We start from the raw sequence: 22,509 nt of genomic DNA on the forward strand, positions 1-22,509 counted from the left end.
GCACTCGGTATGGTCGAGTGCCAACCTCTGGCGCGACGGGTGCCTGGGCCCACGACGTGGCCCATCGTTTTCGTTGCTAGGCCCCGCTGGCGGCCGGCACTCCTCCCCGCAGGCATGAGCCGCAGGAGGATTTATCCGCATGGCAAAGATGATCGCCTTCGACGAGGAGGCTCGGCGCGGCCTGGAGCGCGGCATGAACCAGCTGGCCGATGCGGTCAGGGTCACGCTCGGTCCGAAGGGTCGCAACGTCGTTCTGGAGAAGAAGTGGGGCGTCCCCACGATCACCAACGACGGTGTGAGCATCGCCAAGGAGATCGAGCTCGAGGACCCGTACGAGAAGATCGGTGCGGAGCTCGTCAAGGAAGTCGCGAAGAAGACCAACGACGTCGCGGGTGACGGCACCACCACCGCGACGATCCTGGCCCAGGCCCTGGTGCGTGAGGGTCTGCGCAACGTGGCCGCCGGCGCGAACCCCCTGGGCCTGAAGAAGGGCATCGAGGTCGCCGTCGAGCGGGTCTCCGAGGAGCTCTCGAAGCAGGCCAAGGAGGTCGAGACCAAGGAGCAGATCGCCTCGACCGCCTCGATCTCCGCCGGTGACTCCGCGATCGGCGGTCTGATCGCCGAGGCGCTGGACAAGGTCGGCAAGGAAGGCGTCGTCACCGTCGAGGAAAGCAACACCTTCGGCCTCGAACTCGAGCTCACCGAGGGCATGCGCTTCGACAAGGGCTACATCTCCCCCTACTTCGTCACCGACGCCGACCGTCAGGAAGCCGTCCTCGACGACCCCTACATCCTCATCGTCAACAGCAAGATCGCCGCGGTGAAGGACCTCCTCCCCCTGCTGGAGAAGGTCATGCAGACCAGCAAGCCGCTGGTCATCATCTCCGAGGACGTCGAGGGTGAGGCGTTGGCGACCCTGGTCGTCAACAAGATCCGCGGCACGTTCAAGAGCGTCGCGGTCAAGGCCCCCGGCTTCGGGGACCGCCGCAAGGCGATCCTCGGTGACATCGCGATCCTCACCGGCGGTCAGGTCATCTCCGAAGACGTCGGTCTGAAGCTGGAGAGCACCTCCCTGGACCTCCTCGGCCGCGCCCGGAAGATCGTGGTGACGAAGGACGAGACGACGGTCGTCGAGGGCTCCGGTGACCCCGACCAGATCGCCGGTCGGGTCAGCCAGATCCGCAACGAGATCGACAAGTCCGACTCCGACTACGACCGGGAGAAGCTCCAGGAGCGGCTGGCGAAGCTCGCCGGTGGTGTCGCGGTCATCAAGGTCGGCGCGGCCACCGAGGTCGAGCTGAAGGAGAAGAAGCACCGCATCGAGGACGCGGTGTCCAACGCCAAGGCCGCCGTCGAGGAAGGCATCGTCGCCGGCGGTGGCGTCGCGCTGCTCCAGGCCTCGATCACCGCCTTCGAGAAGCTCGACCTCTCCGGCGACGAGGCCACCGGCGCGAGGATCGTGGCACTGGCGCTGGCCGCCCCGCTCCGCCAGATCGCGAGCAACGCCGGCTTCGAGGGTGGTGTCGTCGTAGAGAAGGTTCGGGACCTGCCGGTCGGGCATGGCCTGAACGCGGCCACCGGCGAGTACGTCGACCTCATCGCCACCGGCATCATCGACCCGGTGAAAGTCACCCGCTCGGCGCTGCAGAACGCCGCGTCGATCGCCGGCCTGTTCCTCACCGTCGAGGTCGTCGTGGCGGACCGTCCGTCGGCCGGTGCCGCCGAGGGCGGGGACGGCGCGGGTGCCATGGCGGGTATGGGTTTCTGACGCGCCGGCAGCCGCACCGCGCATCCCCGCCGAGCACAGCGCTCGCGTGCCCGCCGGCCGACTCGGTGTCGGCATCTGACCGGAAGGTGGGCCTTCGTGCCCCTCCGCTACGGCTTTCTCAGCACCTACCCCCCGACGCAGTGCGGCCTCGCCACCTTCACGGCGGCCCTTCTGGACGAGCTGGCCAGCCCGGTGCCCGGCGCCTCCAGCGGGGTGGTCCGGCTGCTCGACGCGCCCGCGGGGCCCGGCCCAGCGCCGGCCGCCGTCGTCGGGGACCTGGTGGCCGGGACCCAGGGCGGCCCGCGCCGCGCGGCGCGGCTCCTGAACGGTTTCGACGTCGTGGTCGTGCAACACGAGTACGGGGTCTACGGCGGCCCGGACGGCGACGAGGTGATCGAGGTGCTCGACAACCTTGAGGTGCCGGTGGTGGTCGTCCTGCACACCGTGCTCGTGCACCCGACCCCGCACCAGCGCGAGGTCCTGGAGGCGCTGGTCGCGTCCGCGGACGCAGTTGTCGTGATGGCCGAGACCGCGCGGGTCCGGCTGGTCGACGGGTACCGGGCCCACCCGCAGCGGGTCTCGGTCATCCCCCACGGCGCAGCCGAGAACCGCCGCGCCGCGCCCGCGCGCTCCGTCCGGCCGACTGTCCTCACCTGGGGCCTGCTCGGCCCGGGTAAGGGCATCGAATGGGGCATCGCGGCGATGGCGGAGCTGGCCGACCTCGACCCGGCTCCGCGCTATCTCGTTGCTGGCCTGACCCATCCCAAGGTGCTCGCCCGGGAGGGCGAGGCCTACCGCGAGGGACTTGCGGCGCTGGCCGGTCGGCTCGGCGTGACCGATGCGATCGCCTTCGACCACCGCTACCTCGACTCGGGATCACTCGCCGAGCTCGTGAGCGGCGCCGACGTCGTCCTGCTCCCCTACGACTCCGTCGACCAGGTCACCTCCGGCATCCTCATCGAGGCGGTCGCGGCGCTGCGGCCCGTCGTCGCCACCCGCTTCCCGCACGCGGTCGAGCTGCTCGGCGACGGCACCGGCCTGCTCGTGCCCCACGGTGACGTGGCGGCGATCGCGGCGGCGGTGCGCAGCATCATCACCGACGACGGCGTCGTGCGCGGGCTGGCGAGCGCCACCGCCGCCCACGCACCCGAGCTGCTGTGGCCCGCGGTGGCACAGCGCTACCACCGGCTGGCTGCCGGGCTGGCCGCCCGCACCGGGAGCAGGCCCCGAGTCGTGCCTGCGTCCCAGCGAGCCCCGGCCACGGCGACAGCGCCCGTGACGGCAACGGCACCCGCCACGGCGGCCCGGTGACGACCACGGTCTCGTTCAACCACCTACTCCGGCTCAGCGACGACATCGGTCTGTTCGAGCACGCCCTCGGCTCAGTTCCACGCCGGGAGTACGGGTACTGCGTGGATGACGTCGCTCGCGGACTCGTCGTCCTCTCCCGCGAGCCGTCGCCACCGCTGGAGCTCGTCCGGCTGCTCGAGCGTTATCTCACCTTCGTGCTGGCGGCGCAGGCGCCGGACGGGACGATCGTCAACCGGCGGGGCACCGACGGTCGCTGGCTGGACAACCCCGAGGTCGGCGACTGCTGGGGCCGCGCCCTGTGGGGGCTGGGTACCGCGGCGGCCCTGGCACCCACCGCGCGGCTGCGGGCGCTGGCCCGCGAGGCGTTTCATGCCAGCGCCGCCCGACGTTCCCCCTGGCCGCGGGCCATGACGTTCGCCGCCCTCGGCGCCGGCGAGATGCTGCTCGCCCACCCGGACGACACCGCGGCCCGTGCCCTGCTCACGGACGCCGTCGCCGCGATCGGCCCGATCGGGGACGATCCCGCGTGGCCGTGGCCCGAGCCCACACTGCGCTACGCCAACGCGGCGGTGCCGGAGGCGCTGATCCTCGCCGGCATCTGCCTGCCCGACCCCGCGGCGCTCGCGAACGGACTGCGGCTGCTGGCCTGGCTGCTCCACGTGGAGACCCGGGGCGGGACGCTGTCCCCGACCCCCGTCGCCGGCCGGAGCCCCCGCGGTGATCGCCGGCCCGGCTTCGACCAGCAGCCCATCGAGGCCGCGGCCATCGCGGACGCCTGCGCGCGGGCCCATGCGGCGACCGGCCGGAATCGGTGGCTCACCGGTCTCGGGCGGGCGCACGGATGGTTCTTCGGCGAGAACGACAACGGCACCCCGCTGATCGACGTCGCGACCGGCGGTTGCCACGACGGCCTCGAACCCGAGGGGTGCAACGCCAACCAGGGCGCGGAGTCCACCCTCGCCCTGCTCTCGACTGCGCAGCACGCGCGTCGCCTGCTCGCGCCGTGGACGCCGTGACCGTCGGGTCGGACGCGGTCGGGTCGGACGCCGGCGAAGCCGACACGGTGACCTTCGAGTCCGAGCTGGTTACCCGGCATCCACTGACGCTGACCGCGGACCCCGGCAGGGTCATCGCGAAGCTCTTCCTGCCCGGTGAGGAGGGCAGCGAGGGGCATTCCCGGGCCGCGGGCATCGTGGCCAGAGTGCTCGCGCTGAGCGACGGCGAGGTCGCCGGACTCGTCGCCGCGCTGCTCGACCGGTTCGGACCCCGGCACCGGGACTACCGAGACCTCCTGACGCGGCACGCCGCGATCGTGGCTCCTCGGGTCCGTACCCCGGCAGAGCTGTCGCCGGCGCGCACGCTGCTGCTCGGCGCGTGCTTCACCGCCGAGTACGCGGTGGAGGGCGCGGCCGTCACCAATCCCTCGGCGGTCCGGCACCCCGACCAGTCGGGGCTGCCGGCCGGCGCGCTGCGGCTGGCGCTCAGCCTGCGCGCCGTCGGCGAGGGGCATCTGTCCTCGATCGGCTTCGCGGTCGCCGTGATCGGCCCGGGCCCGGCGATGCGACTGGAGCCGAGAACCGGCCCGCTCACCACCGGCCTGGCCGTGCCGGTCACCTGGGAGCACGCTCGGCTGCGCGCCCTGCTCACCGACCACGGCCTCGACGACGAGGTGACGCGTTCGGTCCTCGACTCCCTCGACCGGAGCCCGGCGGACGGTGATCTCGAACAGGCCTTCGCCGGCATGCCCGCGGATCTCCTGCGTCGTCCCCAGGCCGCCGGCATCCTGGCCGGGATCCGCTCCGTCGCCGGCACGCTGCGGAAAATCGAGTTCCCGGCGGACAGCGGTCTCGCGGAGCGGGTGCTGTGGCCCACCGTCGCCAGCGAGAGCAAGGGAATGGAGGACGCGCGGTTCGTCCGTTTCACCGCACCGGACGGGACCGTCGACTACCGGGCGACCTACACCGCCTATGACGGCACCGAGATCCGACCGAGGCTGCTCACCAGCCCCGATCTGCGGACGTTCACGACGGCCCCGCTCATCGGCCCGGCCGCGCGGAACAAGGGGATGGCGTTGTTCCCCCGGCTCGTCGGCGGCCGCCATCTCGCGCTCTGCCGATCCGATGGGCAGACCACCGGTCTGACGGCCTCCTCGGACGGGTTGGTCTGGGAGCCGTTCCGTCAGGTCCACGAGCCGAGGGCGACCTTCGAACTCATCCAGGTCGGCAACTGCGGTTCACCCATCGAGACGGCGGCGGGCTGGCTCGTCCTCACCCACGGGGTCGGGCCGATGCGCACCTACTCGGTGGGAGCGATCCTGCTCGATCTGGCGGACCCGGCCACCGTGATCGCGGCATTACCCGAGCCGCTGCTCACCCCGATCGCGACCGAGGCCGAGGGCTACGTCCCCAACGTCGTCTACTCCTGCGGCGGCCTGGTCCACGACGGCCGGCTGTGGCTACCGCACGGGATCGGTGACTCCCGGGTCGGGATGGCGAGCGTGCCCGTCGATGCCCTGCTCGCACGGATGACTCCCCGGACCTGACACTGCGAGCCCGACCCCCGGCCCGCCCTTCGAGCCCGGCCCTTCGAGCCCGACTCCGAACCGGGGAACCTGTCAGCCGAGGATGCGTTCATAGACGGCGAGGTAGTCGGTGACCATCCGAGCCGTCGAGAACCGTCGGCTCGCCATCGCCCGGCAGGCGGCCCGGTCGAGGCCGGCAGCCCGATCCACCGCGGCCGCCGCCGTCGCCGGGCCGTCGACGAGGAATCCGGTCACCGCCTCGTCGACGATCTCCGGCATGGCCCCGCGTGGGTAGGTGACGACCGGCGTACCGCAGGCCATCGACTCCACGACCGCGAGGCCGAACGGTTCGTCGAACGCGATCGGATGGAGCAGCGCAGCGGCGGAACCCAGCACCTCTGCCCGCCGCGACGGCCCCACCGGCCCGAGGTAGCTCACGGCGTCTCCGTCGACGTGGGGCAGCACCTGCTCGGCGAAATAGCGTTCGTCCTGGACAATCCCGCAGATCGCCAGCCGCCGGCCGGCCATCCGCGCGATCTCGATGGCCGCGGCGGTGCCCTTGTCGGGATGGATCCGGCCGAGTGTCACCAGATCCTCCCCGCCGGCTGCCGAGAACGGCAGGGCCTCCAGATCGATCCCGTGGTACACCGTCGCGACATAGTCCAGTTCCGGGCTGCGATCGGCGTCGGAGATGGAAACGTAGGCGGAGGCCGCCCGGCGGTAGGCGGGGAGGATGCGCGGGTCCGAGAATCCGTGGACCGTCGTGACCATCGGGGCCCGGACATGTGCCGCGAACGCCAACGGCAGCCAGTCGAGATGACTGTGCACGAGGTCGAACTCGGCGGAGCGGGCCAGCGCATGGGCCACGTGCAACGCCTCCCACACCCGCCCGTCGAGCGCCGGGTCCTCGGCGTACCCGTGCGGGCACACGCCATCCAGCTTCCCGGCCGTGCGCGAGTCCAACGTCGCGAACAGGGTGACATCGACGCCGCGCGCCACCAGGCCCTCCGCGAGGTGGCTGGCGATCTGTTCCCACGGGCCGTAGTGCCGCGGCGGGGTGCGCCACGCCACCGGCGCCAGCATCGCGACCTTCATCCCGCGACCCACGTCACCATGTCGATCATCATGCTCAGCCGCCTCGACTCCGGAAGTGCCCGCGGACCGTCCGCGAGCAGTATGGGCCTGGCCCCACGCCCACAGGACCGGTGCGGACGCCGCCGCCGACCGCGGTGCCCGCGCATCGCAGGCATTGATCGTCCAGGGTTCCCTGATCGCAGAGAGTAATATCAATGCCGTGCGGCGTGGGTCGCCGTGTCGGCGGCGGCCGGGGCGGTCCGGGCGGGGGCGGTGGACGCCCGGTGGCAGACTGATCGATGTGCAGGACGGGGACGCCGGGGCGGTGGCGGGGCCGGGCCGCGCCGAGCGCGACGGGATCGACGGGGGCGACGGGATCGTCGAGGCTGTCGTGGACATCCTGGACGCCGAGCCGCTGTTCGCCGAGCCCGCGAGCCTGAGCATGCTCGCCCGGATGACGGGAAAGCGGCTCGGGTTCCCGCTGCAGGTGCCGAGTGTGCCGTTTCGTCGGCAGTGGCTGCTTGCCTTCGTCGCGGAGTGTGCCGCCAACGACGGCGGCCTTGTTGCCCTGGCGACGGTCGTCGGGCAGATGGATGGTCGAGGGCGGGTGTCCCGAGCGGTCGACCGGCTTGTGCGCGGCACCGGCAAGCGGACCGCGGCGGCGGACGGGCGGTTCGCGGCGGCGGACGAGCCGGCCGCGGCCGGGCGGCGGCCGAAGCCCCCGTTCCCCGGGCCTGCGCTCCCCGGGCCCGCCCCCGAGGCGACGGGCCTGACCGTCGACGAGGCGACCGCCCTCGCCGACGTCTACAGCGATCCGGGCGCCGCGCGCCGGCTGTTGACGCGCGCCGGGCTTCCGGACCGGCACCAGCCCAGGCCCCAGCAGAGCAGCCAGGCCTTCTGGTGGGAGGTGAACCGGTTGGTCACCAATGGCGCGTTCCCGGCCGGCCGGGCGCGCATCCTGCGGGAAGCCGCGGCCGACTACCCGGCCAATCCCTGGTTCTCCGCCCGCTGAACCCGGCCGTTCCCCGCGGGCGTCGGCGGCGTGCGGGCGTCGGCGGCGTGGGTGGTTGGGCGGGGCCGGACTCAGCGGGACAGGGCGGCGTGCATCTCCCAGACCAGGACCTCGGCGGGCTCGACGCCGGTGACCCGCTGGCCGCCGGTGCCGGTGAACCGGACCGCGTCACCGGAGTGCAGCGGGCCGGCCCCCTCCAGCGTGACCTCGCCGCGGGCGACGAACAGGTGCAGGTACGGGGCGTCGGGGAGCTGGACGCTCTGCCCGGTGCCGAGCCGGGCGACGTGCAGCGCCGCATACCGGTTGCGGATCCGGATCGCGCTGGCGCCGTCGTGGCGGGCCATCCCGGAGGCGACCGGGACGAGGCCGCCGCCGAGCAACTCGCCGTCGATCTCGAGCTGCTCGTACCCCGGGGTGATGCCCTGCTCGTCGGGCACGACCCACATCTGGACGAAGTGCACCGGCTCGTCGTGCGGCTCGCCGCCGCCGGCGAGGCGCCAGGCGTCGTTCTTCTCCGAGTGCAGGATGCCCCGCCCGGCGCTCATCCGCTGCGCGAGCCCCGGGTAGATCACCCCGGAGTTCCCGGTCGAGTCCTGGTGGACCAGCGAGCCACGCAGCACCCAGGTGACGATCTCCATGTCCCGGTGCGGGTGGGTCTCGAAGCCGGCGCCCGCGCGCACCGTGTCGTCGTTGCTGACCAGCAGCAGGCCGTGGTGGGTGTTGGCCGGGTCGTAGTGGTGGCCGAAGGAGAAGGAGTGCTTCGAGTCGAGCCAGTCGATCGTCGTCGTCGGGCGCTCGGCGGCGCGACGGATGTCGAGGTCTCGCTGCGGTGTCACGCTGGCCATGATGGACCCTTCCCATCTTCATGACGTGTCATCTAAGCTGGCGGACATGTCAAGCGGATCTGGGGGCGGCACATTCCCGGCGAAGCCCGTGCGGTGGCTCGACGAGCGCGAGCAGCGGGTCTGGCGTCGGTACCTGCTCCTGTCCAGCCAGCTCACCGCGCGGATGAACCGTCAGCTCGCCGCCGACGCCGGGCTCTCGCTGGCCGACTACGAGGTCCTCGTCCGCCTCACCGACGTCCCGGCGGGGCGTCTGCGGGTGACCAGGCTCGCCCGCGAACTGTCCTGGGAGCAGAGCCGGCTGTCCCACCACGTCTCCCGGATGGCGCGCCGCGGCCTGGTCGCGCGGGAGGAGTGCGCCGACGACGGCCGCGGCGCCCTGGTGGCGCTGACCGAGCAGGGGCGGGCCGCGATCGAGCGCGCCGCCCCGGCGCACGTCGCCTTCGTCCGCGCCAGCGTCTTCGACGCCCTCACCGACGCCCAGCTGGACGCCCTCGACACCATCTTCGGGTCGATCCTGACGGGTCTCGCCCAGTAACGGATCGGAAATCCTCGCAGGTCGTGGTCGTGGTCGTGGTCGTGGTCGTGCTCGTGCCGTCGCGTGCCGGCAGGGGTTCGGGGTAGTGCCCGGGTGAAGGTCCCGAGGCGAGGGGGGAATCATGACGGAGTTCACCAAGGGCGAGCGGGTGCGCTGGTCGAGCCATGGCGGCACCGCGACAGGTGAGGTCGTCCGCCGGATCACCGGCGACACCGAGGCGGGCGGCCGGACCGTCCGGGCCAGCGGGGACGAACCGCAGTATCTCGTCCGTAGTGACAACGGCGGCGAAGCCGTGCACAAGCCCGACGCGCTGACGAAGATCTGACCCGCGGAGCCCCTGGCCCCCGCCCCTGGCCCCCGCTGCCTGGCTAGCGACCCACATCCCGGCGGCCGCGCAGCCGGACGGCCGCCGGGACGATCGCCCAGAGGATCACCAGCAGAGTGAAGGTCGCAGTACCGGCAGTGACTCCGGCCACGCGCCCTTCGACGACATCGAAGATCAACGCTATGGCGCCGGCGACGGCCAGCGCGAGCAGCGCGAGTCCTGCCTGGGCGACCCGGCTGGCTACGCGGACCAGTGCCTCCTTCTCCCGGTGACGGAAGACGGCCCGGTGGATGCTGACCGGCATCACCAGCACGCCGGTGGCACCCACCGACAGCGCGACGACGGCCAGGTACAGCCAACGCTGCTCGTGTTCCAGTGCTGCGAAGCGCTGCTGGAACGGCAGCGAGAGCAGAAAGGCGGTCAGCAGCTGGACCCCTGTCTGGGCGACACGCAACTCCTGGAGCAGCTCGCTCCAGTTACGGTCGGCCCGTTCGGCCGCGGTCTCGTTCCTGGCCTGCGCGGCGCCGCCGTCGTCCTCGCCGGCCCGGTCTTCCGTCACCGCCGCACGGTAACCGCCGGACCCGGGACCTCCGGCCCCGACAGGGACCCGGCCGCGTCACGGGCACCTCGCGGCACCGGCGCAGACCTCGACCGGGCAGAACCTCGACCGGACAGAGCAGAGTCTGTCCCGCGCCGCGGGGGAGGGCGAACGACAACGGCGGCCCAGAACCGTTTACCCGGGTAAGGCGATCGGTCCGGGGTAGGAGCGGACGGTGACCGAATCCGCTCCCGCCGTCCTGTTCGACCTCGACGGCACCCTGGTCGACACCAACTACGCCCACGTGCTGGCCTGGTTCCGGGCGTTCCGCCAGGAGCGACACGCGGTCACGATGGTCGCCGTCCACCGCCATGTCGGGATGGGCTCCGACAGGCTCCTGGACGCGCTGGCGCCGGACCGGGACCGCCGCCGCGACGACATCCTGACCGCCGCCCACACCGAGCACTACGCCGGTTTCCTCGGCCTCGTCCAGCCGCTGCCCGGCGCCCGGGAGCTGGTGCGGGAGGTGGCCCGCCGCGGCGGCCAGGTCGTGCTGGCCACCTCGGCGCCGGCCGACGAGCTGCGGGCGCTGCGCGAGGCCCTCGACGTCGACGACTGCCTGAGCGCGGTGACCTCCTCCGCCGACGCCGAGACGTCGAAGCCGGCGCCGGACATCGTCCAGATCGCGCTGGAACGTTCCGGCGTCGACCCGGCCGACGCCGTGATGGTCGGCGACACCCGCTGGGACGTCCTGGCGGCGGCCCGCGCCGGAATACCCTGCGTGACGGTCCTGTCCGGCGGCATTGGCCGCGACGAGCTGCGCGAGGCCGGCGCCGTCGCCCTCTACACCGGACCGGACGACCTGCTGGCCCACCTCGACGACTCCCCGATCGGCCGACTCCTGCGCGGCGGTGCTGTCAGCGCCGGCGGTCGGCGAGGAACGTTCCGCTCATCGTGACGGTCACCCGGTCACCCGCCGGTTCACGGGAGTTACGCCGTCCGCCTGATCGAGCCGTCCCGGACGGTAATCGCCATCTCGACCCCGGCCAGAGGGCAGCCACGGGCCTCGGCGGCCGGCAAATCATGTATTACACGCCCCGCAGAATGTGTACTGGCAGGCCCGCAGAATATGTACTGTCGGCTTCGCGGTTCGTGTAGCGTCGCCGTATGGCGACGTCAGGGTATGTGTCTCGGATCGCCGACGGGCCGCTGGCCAGCCTGCTCGCCGAGCTGCCCGCGGTCATGGTCACGGGCCCGCGCGCGGCGGGGAAGACGACCTCGGCTCGGCGGATCGCCGGCGACATCCTGCGGCTCGATGACCCCGCGGTGGCCGCGGCGGTGGCCGCGAGTCCGGACGCCGCCCTGCGCCGTGCGCGGGAACCCGTCCTTCTCGACGAGTGGCAGGAGGTGCCGGCGATCCTGGGCGCGGTCAAGCGCGCGGTCGACGACGATCCCCGCCCCGGTCGCTTTCTCCTCACCGGCAGCGTCGAAGCCGACTTCACCACCCGCCAGTGGCCCGGAACAGGTCGCGTCGTCCGATTGGTACTGCATGGGCTCACCGAGCGGGAGATCTCCGGTTCCGCCGACCAGCCGAGCCTGCTCGACCTGCTCCTGCACTCGGACCTCTCCCGACTGCGTGTCTCCGGCCCGCCTCCGAGCCTGGACGACTACGTCGACCTGGCGCTGCGCAGCGGTTTCCCCGAGGCCGCGCTGAACCTGAGCACACCCGGACGGCTCGCCTGGCTGGACGCGTACATCGATCATGTCGTCACCCGGGACGTGATGGCCGCGGGGGAGCAGCGGGATCCCGTCCGGCTGCGCCGCTACCTGGAGGTTCTCGGGCTCTCGACGGCCGGGCTCCCCGCCGACGGCACGGTCTACCAGGCCGCCGGCATCAACCAGCGGACCGCGGATGCCTACGACCGGATTCTGGCTGCCCTTTATCTGATCGATCTCGTCCCGGCGTGGTCGACGAACCGGCTGAGCAGACTGACCAAGCGAGCGAAGCGATACCTGACCGATCCCGCGCTCGCGCTGGCCGCCGCCCGGGTGGACGAGCGCAGCGTCCTGCGGGACGGGGATCTGCTCGGCCGGATGCTCGACACCTTCGTCGTCGCCCAACTGCGGCCGGAGGTGACGCTTCTGCATCCGCGGGCCCGGCTGCATCACCTGCGTTCCCGCGACCAGCAGGAGGTCGATGTCATCATCGATCTCGGCGGAGGGCAGGTGATCGCCATGGAAATCAAGGCCTCGTCGGCGCCGTCCGCTCGGGACGCCCGCCACCTCGTGTGGCTGCGTGATCAACTCGGCGAGGATTTCCGCGTCGGAGTCGTGTTCCACACCGGCCCGATGCCCTTCGACCTCGACGACCGCATCTGGGCGCTGCCCATCAGCGCCCTGTGGGCAGCCCGGATCGATTAGCGCCGAAGCGGACCCGCGTCCTGGTCGACGTCGCCGTGCCCTGCAACGGCTGCCCGGAATGGGCCTAGGCTGAACGGGTGACCGTTGTGAAGATCAATGCCATCGAGGTTCCCGAGGGCGCCGGCCCCGAGTTGGAGAAGCGGTTCGCCAACCGCCTGCACGCGGTGGACGGCCAGCCCGGCTTCGTCTCGTTCGAGCTGCTGCGTCCGGTGAAGGGCGACGACCGGTACTTCGTCGTGACCCACTGGGACAGCGAGGAGTCCTTCCAGGCCTGGCTCACGGGCCCGGCCATGGAGGCGCACTCCGGCGAGCGCGCCCGTCCCGTGGCCTCCGGCTCCGCCCTACTGGAGTTCGAAGTCGTCCAGCGATCGGTAGCGGGCGACTCCGCGTAGCGCTGACCGCGCATCCCCGGGTCTGGTCGACCAAAGATCGGCTTCGAGAGGCCCCGCGTCCCGGTGAGGGTGGCCTACACCGCCGAACTGTCCTGCCGAGACCAGACAACCCGCGGATTGAAGGCAACAGAGTCATGTACGCCACCAAACGCGCCGGTCCGGGCCGCCGCCTGGCCTACGACACCTTGATGCGCACCCCGATCGCCGGGGCCACGTCCGCGACGACGCCGCTCGACCGCCGGACCACCGTCCGTGCCCTCGGCCCGATGGCGAGCCTGCGGTAGGCGTCCCGCCCGACGACCGTCCGCGGCGATGACTCGCCGCACGTGGGGCCGCCCCGACTCGTCACGGCGAGCGCGGCGGCCGTCACACCCGCGAATACGCAAATCGGTGCGCGGCTCATCGCACTGCGATACCGTCGCCCCCGAATATCCGATATATCCGGCGCATGATGGGATCCCGGTCTCGCCGCGGTGGCACCCCCTCCTCCGAGGAGTCCTCCACATGCCGAATCGACGTTCATTCCTGCTCGGCACGTCCGCCACGATGGTCGGCGGCGCCGCCGCGCTCGTTGCCGGCGGCGGTAGTGGCCCCACCGCGCTGGCGGCCACCCGCGCGGCCGCGCAGACCTCTCCGGCCGCCAGCGGCGCCCTGCCGCTGACCATCGTCAACCACACCTACCGCTACGCCAACGACCAGATCTGGATCTACCTCGTAGGTACCGACCTGAACACCGGCCAACAGATCTTCGTCCGCCCGGACGGCACCGTCGCCCGGCTCTCGCTGGCCGCTAACGGGCCGGACGGCTTCGCCGACCTGTCCATCCCGCTTGTGGCGGACGGCGACACGCCCTTCGCCATTCCCGCCGACATGTCCGGACGGGTCTACGTCTCGACCGGTTCCAAGCTGAGGTTCCGGGTCGTCACCGACGCCGCCGGCAACGCGGCCCTGCAACACCCGGCCGGCTGGGTGCGCGACGATCCGAGCTACGCCGTGATACACGACTTCATGGAGTTCACCCACAACGCGACCGGCATGTTCTGCAACACCACCATGGTCGACATGTTCAGTGTCCCGCTGTCGATCCGGCTGCGCGGCACGGCCGACCAGAGCACCGGCCAGCTCACCGCCGGCGGGCGGGCCGCGATCCTCGCCGCGCTCCGGGCCGACGCCACGTTCGCCCCGCTGGTGGTTGACGACGTCCGGGTGATCGCGCCCGGGCACGGCATCGACGCCGGAATCTTTCCAGAGACCTACTACGACTCCTACATCGACGCGGTGTGGAATGCCTACGCCTCGCGTCCGCTCACCGTCGCCGCCGGCCCGCGCACCGTCACCGGGTCGGTGACCGGCGACCTGCTGCGCTTCGACGGCGGGGTGGCGCCGTTCGCCCGGCCGAGCACCCGCGACGTTCTGTACTGTGCCGGTGCGCTCGCGGCCCCGAACGACGGGGGCACCGGGCCGGTCGCCGCCGTGCTCGGCGCGGCCTTCAACCGTTCGACGCTGCTGACGCAGCCGTCCCAGCCGGCAACCGATCCGGCCACATTCTACCGTGATCCGGTTACCAATCACTACGCGCGGGTCATGCACGAGAACACCGCGGACGGGAAGGCGTACGGATTCCCCTTCGACGATGTCGCAGGCCTGGCGTCCTATGTCCAGGACACCGCGCCGACCTCGGTCACGCTGTCCCTCACTCCGTTCTGAACCGACACCGTCGCCCGCGGCCGGGCCAGGGTGGCCGGCGGGAACGTGCTGTGGCCGCCGAAGGTGGGCACCTGGTCCAGCCACTCGTCCCGGGTGTAGGACTGCTCACGGTCGAACAGCCACTGCTCCGGCTCGCCGAACGCGCCCGACCGGCGGATCCCGTCGGCGGCCCTGGCGAGCAACGTCGAGTGCCCGTCCAGGCCGGGCATCGCCCGGTGGTAGAGCGACGCGTCGGGCAGCACCCGGCGGTAGACCGCGGAGAAGGCTTCCGCCAGGCCGGGCGGCGGCTGGCCCACGTTCCAGAACACGGCCAGCCGGCCACCGGGCCGCAGCACCTGCGCAGCCATCCCGCGGGGCCAACATCGTCGTATCGTGGCGCGCCGAATTATGGGTGCAAAATTTCCGGCTTCGGGCACCCCACGGTTTGCGCGAAGCTGAAGAGCGACCGTGCCATTCAAATGACCGTCGCACCCACGGGCTTCGCGGTAGCGGCCGCCGTAGTAGGCGATGAAGCTTTGGGTTCCGCGGATCCAGGCGGCGAGGTCGCCGTGTCCGGCGGCCTTGGCCAGGCTGATGGCCTCGTTGCAGTAGGCGCGGGCCACCAGCTCGTTGCCGAGGTCGAGCGCGAGATAGCCGAGTAGGCCGGAGAGTTGTCCGCCGACGAGGTAGAGGTGTCGGCGTTGGGCGGGGTGCTGGTGTCCGGTCATGAGTTTGGCAACCCACCGGCGCTGCTTCAACGCGATCGGGTAGACCGTGGCCGCGTTGCTGGTCTCGTACCGGCGGCCGACGACCTCGATGCTTGCTTCCAACTGCTCCAAGGACGAGATGACGACGGATGTGAGACCTGTGGAGGTCCGGGCGGCGGAGCCGTCGGGGAACCGCGACGACGCGAACGCGGTGGCGTTCGGCGTGGTGCGGTTCGAGTCGGGTGGGGGTGGGCTGGTTCGGGACACGGTGCTGACGTTCCCGTCGGCGGCGGATGCCGACCGGTTCGCCTCCGATCGGGGCTGGTCGGATTACCAGGTGTGCCCGTTGCGGTTCCTGACCGAGTCAGCCGCCGAGTCGGCCGCGGGGTGGATGGTGCCCGGTGGACCGTTGGAGCACCTGGTGGCCCGGCGGCGGCGGGTTCGGTGAGGCAGCAGCCGGCCTCTGCCCGAGAGGAGGAGACGGAGGCGCCGTCTCGGCGGGATCTGGTGGCGCTGCTTGGTTCGGCGATGCCGATGCCGATGCCGGACGCGGTGCCGGACCGGGCGCGGTGGATGATGTCCGGTGAGCAGGAGGCGTACGAGGCCGGTTAAGCCGAGGCGCTGAGCGCGGTGCGTCTGTTGCTGAGCCGTCTCATCGCGGCCGACTCGAAGCCGGAGGCGCGTGGTGCTTCGGCTGCGTCGTGAGGAATGATGTGACGTGTACCCGTAGCTACTGATTCGGCGAGCCAGAGAACTCCGGCGGACCGGCCGGAGTGGCTGAAATGCCTGGTGGGAGCGGGTGCGCCGTCAGGGACTTGAACCCCGAACCCGCGGATTAAGAGTAGCGGGCGCTTCGTCCACGGACGTCCACTGGTGCCCACCGGATCGGCGCGACCTGGGCCGCAGCGCCCTTGGGCGTCCCCAGATGTCCACCGACGTCTGCCGGCTCGGGTACAGCGATGGGTACACGACTGTCGGGCTCCGCCGTGAGGGCCGAGAACCCAAGCAGGGCAGGCACGCCGGGCCCCAACCTGGCCCGACCCGAACGGGCTGGCCTCCTCCACAACGGACTGGCGAGCGGGGGTGGCGCCCACCGACCGACGTAGACCCAAGGGCAGGAACGCGGCTGATCGATGCAGACGACTGTTGGCCAGCCGCCTTGGGCGATGAATCTCAAGCCAGTCATCAGCTACCCAGATCAAATTCATTGAATCGATTCTGTGAATGTTTCAGATCTGACTATCAATCATTTGCTGAGCGCGTAGATGGCGGGACGGTTGGGAGTGTATGATCGCCGTGCACAGTTCCAAGCTTCGGATGCTGGTGCTGCCCCTAAAGTAATGGAGAGTGCGTGGTAGGCAAGGTGCTCCCGCCCAGTTCGGAGCGAGCGTGGAAGGAGTTCCAAGATGCAGTAGAGCGACACGGAGGAAAGGTCCTAGAGGAGTCCTGGATGGGTAGTGCAACGCCCCACCGGATCCGATGCCACGAGGGCCATAGCGTTCGGCCAACTCCGAACGCCGTGCAGCGAGGGCAGGGTATCTGCTGGTCCTGCAGCGGCAGTAATCCGGAGGCGGCTTGGCGAGATTTTAGAGAAAATGTGAAAAGGCAGGGCGGTAACGTAGTTGAGCCGTATTGGCTAGGTAAGGATAAGCGTCATCGCGTAATATGTTCCAACGGACATCTTTGCGATCCACGACCAGGGTACGTCCGGAGCGGCGGGGGCATCTGTCGGGTCTGTTCCCGTACCGATTCGGCGACAGCATGGAAGGAATTTAAACAAAAGACTAAAGCGACTGGCGGTGCGGTTATTGAGCCGCGGTGGCTTGGAAAAGCGGCGCCACACCGAGCCATTTGTCCGAATGGCCACCAATATTCGCCGACCCCCAATAATGTTCGCGATGGTACGGGGCTTTGCCGGGTGTGTGTTGGCAGCGATCCTGAGACCGCATGGCGCAAATTTAGAGAGAGGGTCGAGGAGCTCGGCGGGGAAGTTGTTGAGTCGGCATGGTTCGGCGTCGACATGCCGCATCGAGTCACCTGCAGAGATGGTCATCTAGTAACTCCACGGCCGACCAGCGTGCAGCAGGGCCAGGGTATCTGCCGCGAATGTGCGGGCAAGATTTGGGACGCATTCTATATCGTCCAGGATGAGTCAGCGATGATTGTGAAGGTGGGTATTACATCGGGTTCCCCCCGCCCCCGTTTGATGCTCCATGCTCGTGATGGATTTACTAAGGTTCTACTCACCGCAACAGGCCTTCCTAGTAAAGTAGCGCCTGAGCTGGAGACCGCAGTCCTACGGGCGCTTACGCAGGCAGGAATTTCACCCGTACGCGGGCGAGAATATTTCGATATGACTGCGAAAGACTTGATTCTTGAGATTGTCGACCGGCGGCTACTAAAAAGAAACTAACTTACTAGAATTCTGCGGGGCGCCTGACCTGCGCCGATGCAGCCATCGGAGTCCAGTAGTCGAGTTCCCGATTAGTAATAAGCGAGATGGATAATATCAATTTCGACAGCAGAAGGAACTTGATAGATAGATTCAGAGAAATGCTGTCAAGAAAGACTGAAGCTGCAGATCAAGAGATCATCGGTGATTCGTCCGCTGGTGCCGGTCATGGGGCTCGACGTCGTCTGCCGAGTCCGTGACCGCCCACTGCCGTTCACGGGCTTGGCTGCCGCTCTGGCTGCCCCTGCAGCTTGGACTCCGCGGCGAACAGAAACTCCCCGAGTCTAATCGTTTCCGTACTCGGCCTCCTCCGGAGGGTCGTCATCAAAAGCCTCGAAAGTTTCGGGAAGGCCTGCTTGTTGAATTAGTTCGTATCGGTCTAGTACGAGATGACATGTTGGACAGCTGAAATAATCGGACGGTACCTTCACCGTAGCGGTGGCGTAGACCGGATCTTCTACATCACCATCGAAATGGTATTCGTAAGTCATGTCGCTCGAATCGTATCCCTCCAATTCTCCGATACCTCCACACGCCGGACACCCCTGAGTGGTCGCGTATGTTAAGCCCGCAGTCAGATCCGGGTTTGCTCGCCACTCCGCCTGGATCTTGGCTGGCAACGTCCCCGCCCGGTACTGATTTATGCGCTGCTTGGCTCTTTCGATGAGCGATTCCGTCCGATGTTCGATATTATGAGAATTCTGCTCAAGGTATGATTCAACAACTTTGACTCTTGTAGATCCAACCAATTCGTCGATATCGTGATCTTGTGCGTTAACGAGAATTGATGCCAGTGTCCAGAACCTTGGCCAGTAGGCCTGGGGCGGCAGGGCCATAAATGCCACCGTAGACCCGTGAAGATATTCATTTCTTGCGTCAGCGAACCGCTGGGCATCCGCGGCGTTGAACGGTCGAAACGCTCTTTGGCACCGCTTGAAGATTGTTGACGCAGTTACTGACGTAAACTTCGCAGTCCCTTCGATCAGGCCGGTTGCAATTAGAATGTTCAATCCGTCTTCTGTCGGGTCTGCAATCAGAAGAGGCGACACTCGCGCGAGTGCGGCCTTTCCCAGCAGCTCGAGTGAAGCGGCCGCCCAGAATGCCTGCTCATCAAATGAGCGCTCCGGATTATTGTCCATAGCTCGGTTAAGAAAGACTTTCGCCTTGGACCACATCGCCTGGTGGTCGTAGGGCGTGATCACGCATCCCCTCCCGTCCGGTAGGCAATGCGTGTCAGTTCCCTTCCATCGTCACCTTCCGCAACTTGAGAACGCGCATGAAGCGTGCGACGGTTATCAATGATGAGAATCTTCTTCTCGGATGACCAGTCGAATGCAGTGGCTTCGGACTGTGCCTCTTCGAAATAGTTTACTACTTTTAATGCGCGCGAATCGCACGGCGTCATACATCCGGGGTCATAGCGACAATTTTGCCCTTCTACAGTCGGAGCGTAGAAGCTATCTCTACCGTTTTGAACGAGAAACATCCCGTGATGCAGCGCCTCGAATGGCGTGCCAATTCGCGTTTCCCGCAGCGTTGGATTCTTCCAGAGCAGAGTGGGCGTGGAGTTGATGTCTTCCGACATTAGAATTACCAGATCCGGGGGTTTCGATAGATGGGCGCCGTCGGTATGAAGCGGCTGCAGTCCTTTGCCGTACACGGCGCTGAGCGATCTAGGGTTTGCTTCACTCGTCTCTACAGGTCGAAGCGTCGAAACAGGTGGTCCACTGCGGCGGATACGGATCTCCTCCCAGTCCAGTGCGTCCGCCGCATTCCGTACATCATCAATCTCACCCAAGCCTGAGGCCCAACCATCTTTGCGGGCGGTCACTAAGAGTGCTCGAAGGTCGATCATATTTCTTACTCTAGCGTCCGCCTGTCTGTTGCCTACATACTGCTGTCAGATCAAGTGGCGCTTCGCCCTGGTAGCGGCTCCAGAGATTGTCGATCTTGCTTGCCGCCGCCTGGATGCTTCCCTACCGCCCTATCTGATACCGACTGCAGGCCGGCCGCAGAAAGGCGCCGCGGCTGGCCATTGGGTCGGGTCGGGCTGTCCGGTGAGCGAAGCGCCCTGGCACTGGTGATGGAGCTGTCGGCTGGCGTGCCCTCTGATCATTTTTCGGCTGCCCACCGGCGTGCGCGACGAACGTTCGCAGAACCGTGCACCGTGCCTCGGCTGATTCTCACCACGCGGACGACCGGCAGCATTCGTCGAACATCTCGAATGGTCAACGCGGTGTGGGGTGCGACGGGCCCGGCGAGCACGGCCGTTCACGGCCGCGCGCAGGCGGTTGCGCGGCGCGGCCCGCACCGCTGCTTGATCTCAAAACGAGGGTTTCGGCAGTGCGCCAGTCTGGTGCTCCGGCGGGATGTGTGGCGTTCGGTCAGCGTTGGCCTTGGACTGGCCAGAGGGGGAAGCGTTCGTCGGTGGCCTGGTCCTGGCGGAGCTCGGCGCGTAGCCGGTCCAGCTTGCCGGGGCTGACGTCCAATGCCTCGGCGAGACGACGGAAGGTCAGGTAGTCGATGCCTCGGGTTCGGGCGTCGGCGGTGTAGGCGTCGGCGTCGTGCCGTAGCTCGTTGGCGGGCCGTTCGGGTCGGTCCTCGCTGAGCCGGGCGGACTTCTGCCGTTCATAGTCGATTTCCGAGGAGCCGCACAGGCGGCGGATCACCTCTTCGGCCTGGGTCAGCGTCTCGGTTTCGGCAAGGGCTCGGACGTGCAGCGTGTTGCCGGTGAGACCGTTCACGCGAACGCCGTAGATGTCGGCGCTGTGGTCGGTCAGGTCGATGGGTGTGCCGTTGTCACGGATCTCGACCCGGCCCCGTACGCCCATGGCTGCCGCGGTGAGCAGGGCTGTTGCCTCGGAGGGATGCCAGACAAGCACATCGGCCGCTGGGGTGGCCTGCTCGCCGGTGAGCCGGCCCCACAGATGCCCGCCGAGCTCCTCGACACGGGCGATCACCTCCGCTTCCGGCAACTCCCCGTCCAGCCCGGGGCCGGCGATCAGTACCTCGACCGGGACCGGCAGACCGACGCATGCCGCGAGCGCCAGTCCGTCGGCGAACGGGCTACGAAGCCCCGGTTCGTCGCCGCGGGCCACCACATCCCCGCCGACATCGACCACCCACACCGCGTCGGCACCTGTCATCGTCACCTGCTCGGCAAGCTGCCGGTGCATGCCGCGCGCTCCCCCGGTCGGGTCGATCAGCAGCAGGCGGGCGGGAACCTCGGCGGCCAGCCGCGGCAGCATCGACAGACCCGACGGGACCGTGTCGCTTCCCGGGGTGATCTGCCAGGTGAACCGGCCCGCCGGCACCAGGCCCACGAACCCGTCCGGGCCGCGCGGACCCGGCAACGGATCGACACGCAACCGCTCCCACGCATAGGTGAGCACCGTCGGCGGGGCATCCTCCGGGCGGAGCGCACGGTGGATCACCACTGCGGCCAGGGCATCACCGCCACCACCGGCCGCGACCAGAAGGACACCCACCGGTCGAAGCCTACGGACTCGGAACTGTTTGATAGAGCGCAATCATGGCGTATCGTCTTAGTGGACTTGACCACTAGCCGAAAGTCGCCACTGATGCCGGAGATCCAACAGGCGCTGCCGAAGTACCTCCAGATCGCGAACCACATCCGGGACCAGATCCTGGCCGGTGACCTGCGCCCCGGTGACGAGGTTCCCTCGGAACGGGCACTCGCGGCCGGCTGGAACGTCAGCCGTCCCACAGCGACGAAGGCCCTGGAGGCTCTGCGTAGTCAGGGGCTCGTCGGGTCCCGGCAGGGATCGGGCACGTATGTCCTCGATCAGGTGCGGTTGCATCGGCGAGCGCGGGACCGATACCGGCATTCCCGGGAGACGGGAAAGATCTACACGGCTGGCGAGTGGGCGGAACTCGTCGTGGCCGAGGTCACCGACCTTCCCGAGGACGCGGCGGTGGCGCTCGAAGTTCCCTTCCCGGGGCAGGGCATCCGGCGGCGACGGATCACCCACGCCGAGGACGGGTCACGCTCGGAGGTGTCCACCTCCTGGTACCCCGCTGCCCTTGCCGATGCCGCGCCGCTGCTGATCTCCCGCGAACGCATCCGTCAGGGCACCCTCGCCTACGTCGAAGAGGCAACCGGCCGGCGAGGCAAGTTCGCCCGGGACACCATCGCCGCACGCCTGGCCACCGATATCGAACGGCGGGAACTCGACCTCGGCGACAGCCCGGCCGCGGTCCTCGTCGTTCACCACACCGTCTACGACGCCCAGCAGCAACCGATCGAGTTCGCCGAAGCCGTCTACCCGCCCAACAAGTGGACCTTCGAACAGGGTTACTCCGTGCTCGACTGAGCCACCGACGCTCATCGGAGTGAGAACCGAAGGTCCCCATGAACCGGCCTTTTCCCAACCGAAAGGAGCCGCCGGTGACCGCATCCGATCACGAGACCGTCGTAGAGCTGGGGATGACGAAACACGAGATCATCCGCGTACTGGAAAGTGAGGCGCCCGAACACGGCAGGCTCACGGATTTCTCCGGAGACGTGGACCTGGTCCTGGTCTGGCGAGTCCGGGAGCGCAGACCAACGGCCGTTCCAGACGTCACCGAACGCCTGGCCAGGGCCGAGGATGACGCTTGGCAAGCCTGGATCGAGGCCGACAGTCGCGCGCGTTCGACAGCCGAGGCGGAACGGCAGGCGTTCGCGGACGTCTGCGCGGCGCGGGAGACCTGGCGCCAGGCAATCCGCGACCTCGCGCAGGAAGCCGCCCAACGCCCCCCGCGCCAGACGGTCCCCGCAGACACCCCGACTCATGGCACCGGCAATCCGGCCCACCGGGCCGCAGCCGACCCGCCTGCCTCCGGCGCACCTGCATCCGTCCCCCTGGCCAACCCGTCAGAGGCCCCCCGTGCCTGACGGCAAGCCACCCCGACCCGCCCGC

General features: G+C 68.9%; 23 protein-coding genes. 16 read left to right on the forward strand and 7 right to left on the reverse strand.

The annotated features are described in order from the left end of the window. The first annotated feature begins 139 nt into the window (after nucleotides 1–139). The 4 genes from groL (at nucleotide 140) to FRAAL_RS07370 (ending at nucleotide 5,621) form a co-directional block, all read left to right on the forward strand. A complete protein-coding gene (groL, locus tag FRAAL_RS07355; RefSeq protein WP_011602885.1) occupies nucleotides 140–1,768 on the forward strand; it encodes a chaperonin GroEL in 1,629 nt (542 codons plus the stop codon). A 96-nt stretch (nucleotides 1,769–1,864) separates the two neighbouring features. After that, the gene (locus FRAAL_RS07360; RefSeq protein WP_011602886.1) at nucleotides 1,865–3,079 is read left to right on the forward strand and encodes a glycosyltransferase; all 1,215 of its coding nucleotides are present in this window, start codon (nucleotides 1,865–1,867) and stop codon (nucleotides 3,077–3,079) included. Next, entirely contained in the window at nucleotides 3,076–4,095 is a 1,020-nt protein-coding gene (locus tag FRAAL_RS07365; protein ID WP_011602887.1) for a hypothetical protein, read from the forward strand. The genes FRAAL_RS07360 and FRAAL_RS07365 overlap by 4 nt, the downstream gene beginning before the upstream one ends. Then, on the forward strand, nucleotides 4,083–5,621 hold the full coding sequence (locus FRAAL_RS07370) for a glycoside hydrolase family 130 protein (RefSeq protein WP_231861556.1): 1,539 nt from the start codon (nucleotides 4,083–4,085) through the stop codon (nucleotides 5,619–5,621). Before FRAAL_RS07365 ends, FRAAL_RS07370 begins: the two co-directional genes overlap by 13 nt. 72 nt (nucleotides 5,622–5,693) lie before the next feature. Here the strand turns inward: FRAAL_RS07370 and FRAAL_RS07375 are convergent, their stop codons facing one another. Further along, nucleotides 5,694–6,695: a glycosyltransferase family 4 protein gene (locus FRAAL_RS07375; protein WP_041938972.1), complete on the reverse strand. Its 1,002-nt coding sequence runs from the start codon at nucleotides 6,693–6,695 to the stop codon at nucleotides 5,694–5,696. 280 nt (nucleotides 6,696–6,975) lie between these two features. On the opposite strand from FRAAL_RS07375, the gene FRAAL_RS07380 reads away from it, so the two are divergent. Then, nucleotides 6,976–7,686: an effector-associated domain 2-containing protein gene (locus tag FRAAL_RS07380; RefSeq protein WP_041938973.1), complete on the forward strand. Its 711-nt coding sequence runs from the start codon at nucleotides 6,976–6,978 to the stop codon at nucleotides 7,684–7,686. 71 nt (nucleotides 7,687–7,757) lie between these two features. Here FRAAL_RS07380 and FRAAL_RS07385 read toward each other — a convergent pair whose 3' ends face one another. Further along, nucleotides 7,758–8,531, reverse strand: coding sequence for a pirin family protein (locus tag FRAAL_RS07385; RefSeq protein WP_011602891.1), 774 nt, complete (start codon nucleotides 8,529–8,531; stop codon nucleotides 7,758–7,760). Between the two features lie 46 nt (nucleotides 8,532–8,577). On the opposite strand from FRAAL_RS07385, the gene FRAAL_RS07390 reads away from it, so the two are divergent. Together FRAAL_RS07390 and FRAAL_RS07395 are read left to right on the forward strand one after the other, a co-directional pair. Then, nucleotides 8,578–9,066 (forward strand): MarR family winged helix-turn-helix transcriptional regulator, encoded by a 489-nt coding sequence (locus FRAAL_RS07390; RefSeq protein WP_050997038.1) that lies wholly within the window; start codon nucleotides 8,578–8,580, stop codon nucleotides 9,064–9,066. Between the two features lie 121 nt (nucleotides 9,067–9,187). Then, nucleotides 9,188–9,391 (forward strand): hypervirulence associated TUDOR domain-containing protein, encoded by a 204-nt coding sequence (locus FRAAL_RS07395; protein ID WP_041938974.1) that lies wholly within the window; start codon nucleotides 9,188–9,190, stop codon nucleotides 9,389–9,391. Nucleotides 9,392–9,434: 43 nt separating this feature from the next. Here the strand turns inward: FRAAL_RS07395 and FRAAL_RS07400 are convergent, their stop codons facing one another. Further along, nucleotides 9,435–9,950, reverse strand: coding sequence for a DUF6328 family protein (locus FRAAL_RS07400; RefSeq protein WP_011602894.1), 516 nt, complete (start codon nucleotides 9,948–9,950; stop codon nucleotides 9,435–9,437). Between the two features lie 214 nt (nucleotides 9,951–10,164). Between FRAAL_RS07400 and FRAAL_RS07405 the strand changes: the two genes are divergently transcribed. The 5 genes from FRAAL_RS07405 (at nucleotide 10,165) to FRAAL_RS07420 (ending at nucleotide 14,449) form a co-directional block, all read left to right on the forward strand. After that, complete coding sequence (locus tag FRAAL_RS07405; RefSeq protein WP_011602895.1) at nucleotides 10,165–10,887, forward strand: HAD family hydrolase; 723 nt, start codon at nucleotides 10,165–10,167, stop codon at nucleotides 10,885–10,887. Between the two features lie 209 nt (nucleotides 10,888–11,096). After that, nucleotides 11,097–12,350, forward strand: a complete 1,254-nt coding sequence (locus tag FRAAL_RS07410) for an ATP-binding protein (protein ID WP_011602896.1) — start codon at nucleotides 11,097–11,099, stop codon at nucleotides 12,348–12,350. A gap of 77 nt (nucleotides 12,351–12,427) precedes the next feature. Further along, nucleotides 12,428–12,742 carry an antibiotic biosynthesis monooxygenase family protein gene (locus FRAAL_RS07415; protein WP_011602898.1) on the forward strand — a complete coding sequence of 105 codons (315 nt, stop codon included), beginning with the start codon at nucleotides 12,428–12,430 and terminating at the stop codon, nucleotides 12,740–12,742. A gap of 134 nt (nucleotides 12,743–12,876) precedes the next feature. Next, entirely contained in the window at nucleotides 12,877–13,026 is a 150-nt protein-coding gene (locus FRAAL_RS32825; protein ID WP_011602899.1) for a hypothetical protein, read from the forward strand. 220 nt (nucleotides 13,027–13,246) lie between these two features. Then, nucleotides 13,247–14,449, forward strand: coding sequence for a beta-1,3-glucanase family protein (locus FRAAL_RS07420; RefSeq protein WP_041938976.1), 1,203 nt, complete (start codon nucleotides 13,247–13,249; stop codon nucleotides 14,447–14,449). Here FRAAL_RS07420 and FRAAL_RS34670 read toward each other — a convergent pair. Beyond that, entirely contained in the window at nucleotides 14,395–15,402 is a 1,008-nt protein-coding gene (locus FRAAL_RS34670) for an NsdA family TPR-like regulatory protein (RefSeq protein WP_505474301.1), read from the reverse strand. The two genes, FRAAL_RS07420 and FRAAL_RS34670, sit on opposite strands and share 55 nt — an antisense overlap. Between FRAAL_RS34670 and FRAAL_RS07430 the strand changes: the two genes are divergently transcribed. Beyond that, a complete protein-coding gene (locus tag FRAAL_RS07430; protein WP_505474302.1) occupies nucleotides 15,347–15,583 on the forward strand; it encodes a hypothetical protein in 237 nt (78 codons plus the stop codon). The two genes, FRAAL_RS34670 and FRAAL_RS07430, sit on opposite strands and share 56 nt — an antisense overlap. Then, on the forward strand, nucleotides 15,580–15,747 hold the full coding sequence (locus tag FRAAL_RS32830; RefSeq protein ID WP_157892011.1) for a hypothetical protein: 168 nt from the start codon (nucleotides 15,580–15,582) through the stop codon (nucleotides 15,745–15,747). The genes FRAAL_RS07430 and FRAAL_RS32830 overlap by 4 nt, the downstream gene beginning before the upstream one ends. Nucleotides 15,748–17,871: 2,124 nt before the next feature. Here the strand turns inward: FRAAL_RS32830 and FRAAL_RS31445 are convergent. The 3 genes from FRAAL_RS31445 to FRAAL_RS07440 all read right to left on the reverse strand — a co-directional run bounded on the left by FRAAL_RS31445 (nucleotide 17,872) and on the right by FRAAL_RS07440 (nucleotide 21,075). Beyond that, nucleotides 17,872–18,789, reverse strand: coding sequence for a hypothetical protein (locus tag FRAAL_RS31445; RefSeq protein WP_011602908.1), 918 nt, complete (start codon nucleotides 18,787–18,789; stop codon nucleotides 17,872–17,874). Continuing rightward, complete coding sequence (locus FRAAL_RS32835; protein ID WP_011602909.1) at nucleotides 18,786–19,442, reverse strand: Fe(II)-2OG oxygenase family protein; 657 nt, start codon at nucleotides 19,440–19,442, stop codon at nucleotides 18,786–18,788. The genes FRAAL_RS31445 and FRAAL_RS32835 overlap by 4 nt, the downstream gene beginning before the upstream one ends. Nucleotides 19,443–19,971: 529 nt before the next feature. Further along, the gene (locus FRAAL_RS07440) at nucleotides 19,972–21,075 is read right to left on the reverse strand and encodes a DUF1152 domain-containing protein (protein WP_050997039.1); all 1,104 of its coding nucleotides are present in this window, start codon (nucleotides 21,073–21,075) and stop codon (nucleotides 19,972–19,974) included. Between the two features lie 93 nt (nucleotides 21,076–21,168). On the opposite strand from FRAAL_RS07440, the gene FRAAL_RS07445 reads away from it, so the two are divergent. Further along, nucleotides 21,169–21,921 carry a GntR family transcriptional regulator gene (locus FRAAL_RS07445; protein WP_041938977.1) on the forward strand — a complete coding sequence of 251 codons (753 nt, stop codon included), beginning with the start codon at nucleotides 21,169–21,171 and terminating at the stop codon, nucleotides 21,919–21,921. Between the two features lie 74 nt (nucleotides 21,922–21,995). Beyond that, complete coding sequence (locus FRAAL_RS07450) at nucleotides 21,996–22,484, forward strand: hypothetical protein (RefSeq protein WP_041938978.1); 489 nt, start codon at nucleotides 21,996–21,998, stop codon at nucleotides 22,482–22,484. The last annotated feature ends 25 nt before the right edge of the window (nucleotides 22,485–22,509 follow it).

The organism is Frankia alni ACN14a (assembly GCF_000058485.1).
GTDB classification, from domain to species: Bacteria; Actinomycetota; Actinomycetes; order Frankiales; family Frankiaceae; genus Frankia; species Frankia alni.

Excerpts from the sequence above, each read along its gene's own strand:
- groL (WP_011602885.1), top strand. The coding sequence starts at position 140 with ATGGCAAAGATGATCGCCTTCGACGAGGAGGCTCGGCGCGGCCTGGAG.
- FRAAL_RS07375 (WP_041938972.1), bottom strand. The coding sequence starts at position 6,695 with ATGAAGGTCGCGATGCTGGCGCCGGTGGCGTGGCGCACCCCGCCGCGG.
- FRAAL_RS07385 (WP_011602891.1), bottom strand. The coding sequence starts at position 8,531 with ATGGCCAGCGTGACACCGCAGCGAGACCTCGACATCCGTCGCGCCGCC.
- FRAAL_RS07390 (WP_050997038.1), top strand. The coding sequence starts at position 8,578 with ATGTCAAGCGGATCTGGGGGCGGCACATTCCCGGCGAAGCCCGTGCGG.
- FRAAL_RS07395 (WP_041938974.1), top strand. The coding sequence starts at position 9,188 with ATGACGGAGTTCACCAAGGGCGAGCGGGTGCGCTGGTCGAGCCATGGC.
- FRAAL_RS07410 (WP_011602896.1), top strand. The coding sequence starts at position 11,097 with ATGGCGACGTCAGGGTATGTGTCTCGGATCGCCGACGGGCCGCTGGCC.
- FRAAL_RS32825 (WP_011602899.1), top strand. The coding sequence starts at position 12,877 with ATGTACGCCACCAAACGCGCCGGTCCGGGCCGCCGCCTGGCCTACGAC.
- FRAAL_RS07420 (WP_041938976.1), top strand. The coding sequence starts at position 13,247 with ATGCCGAATCGACGTTCATTCCTGCTCGGCACGTCCGCCACGATGGTC.
- FRAAL_RS32835 (WP_011602909.1), bottom strand. The coding sequence starts at position 19,442 with ATGATCGACCTTCGAGCACTCTTAGTGACCGCCCGCAAAGATGGTTGG.
- FRAAL_RS07445 (WP_041938977.1), top strand. The coding sequence starts at position 21,169 with ATGCCGGAGATCCAACAGGCGCTGCCGAAGTACCTCCAGATCGCGAAC.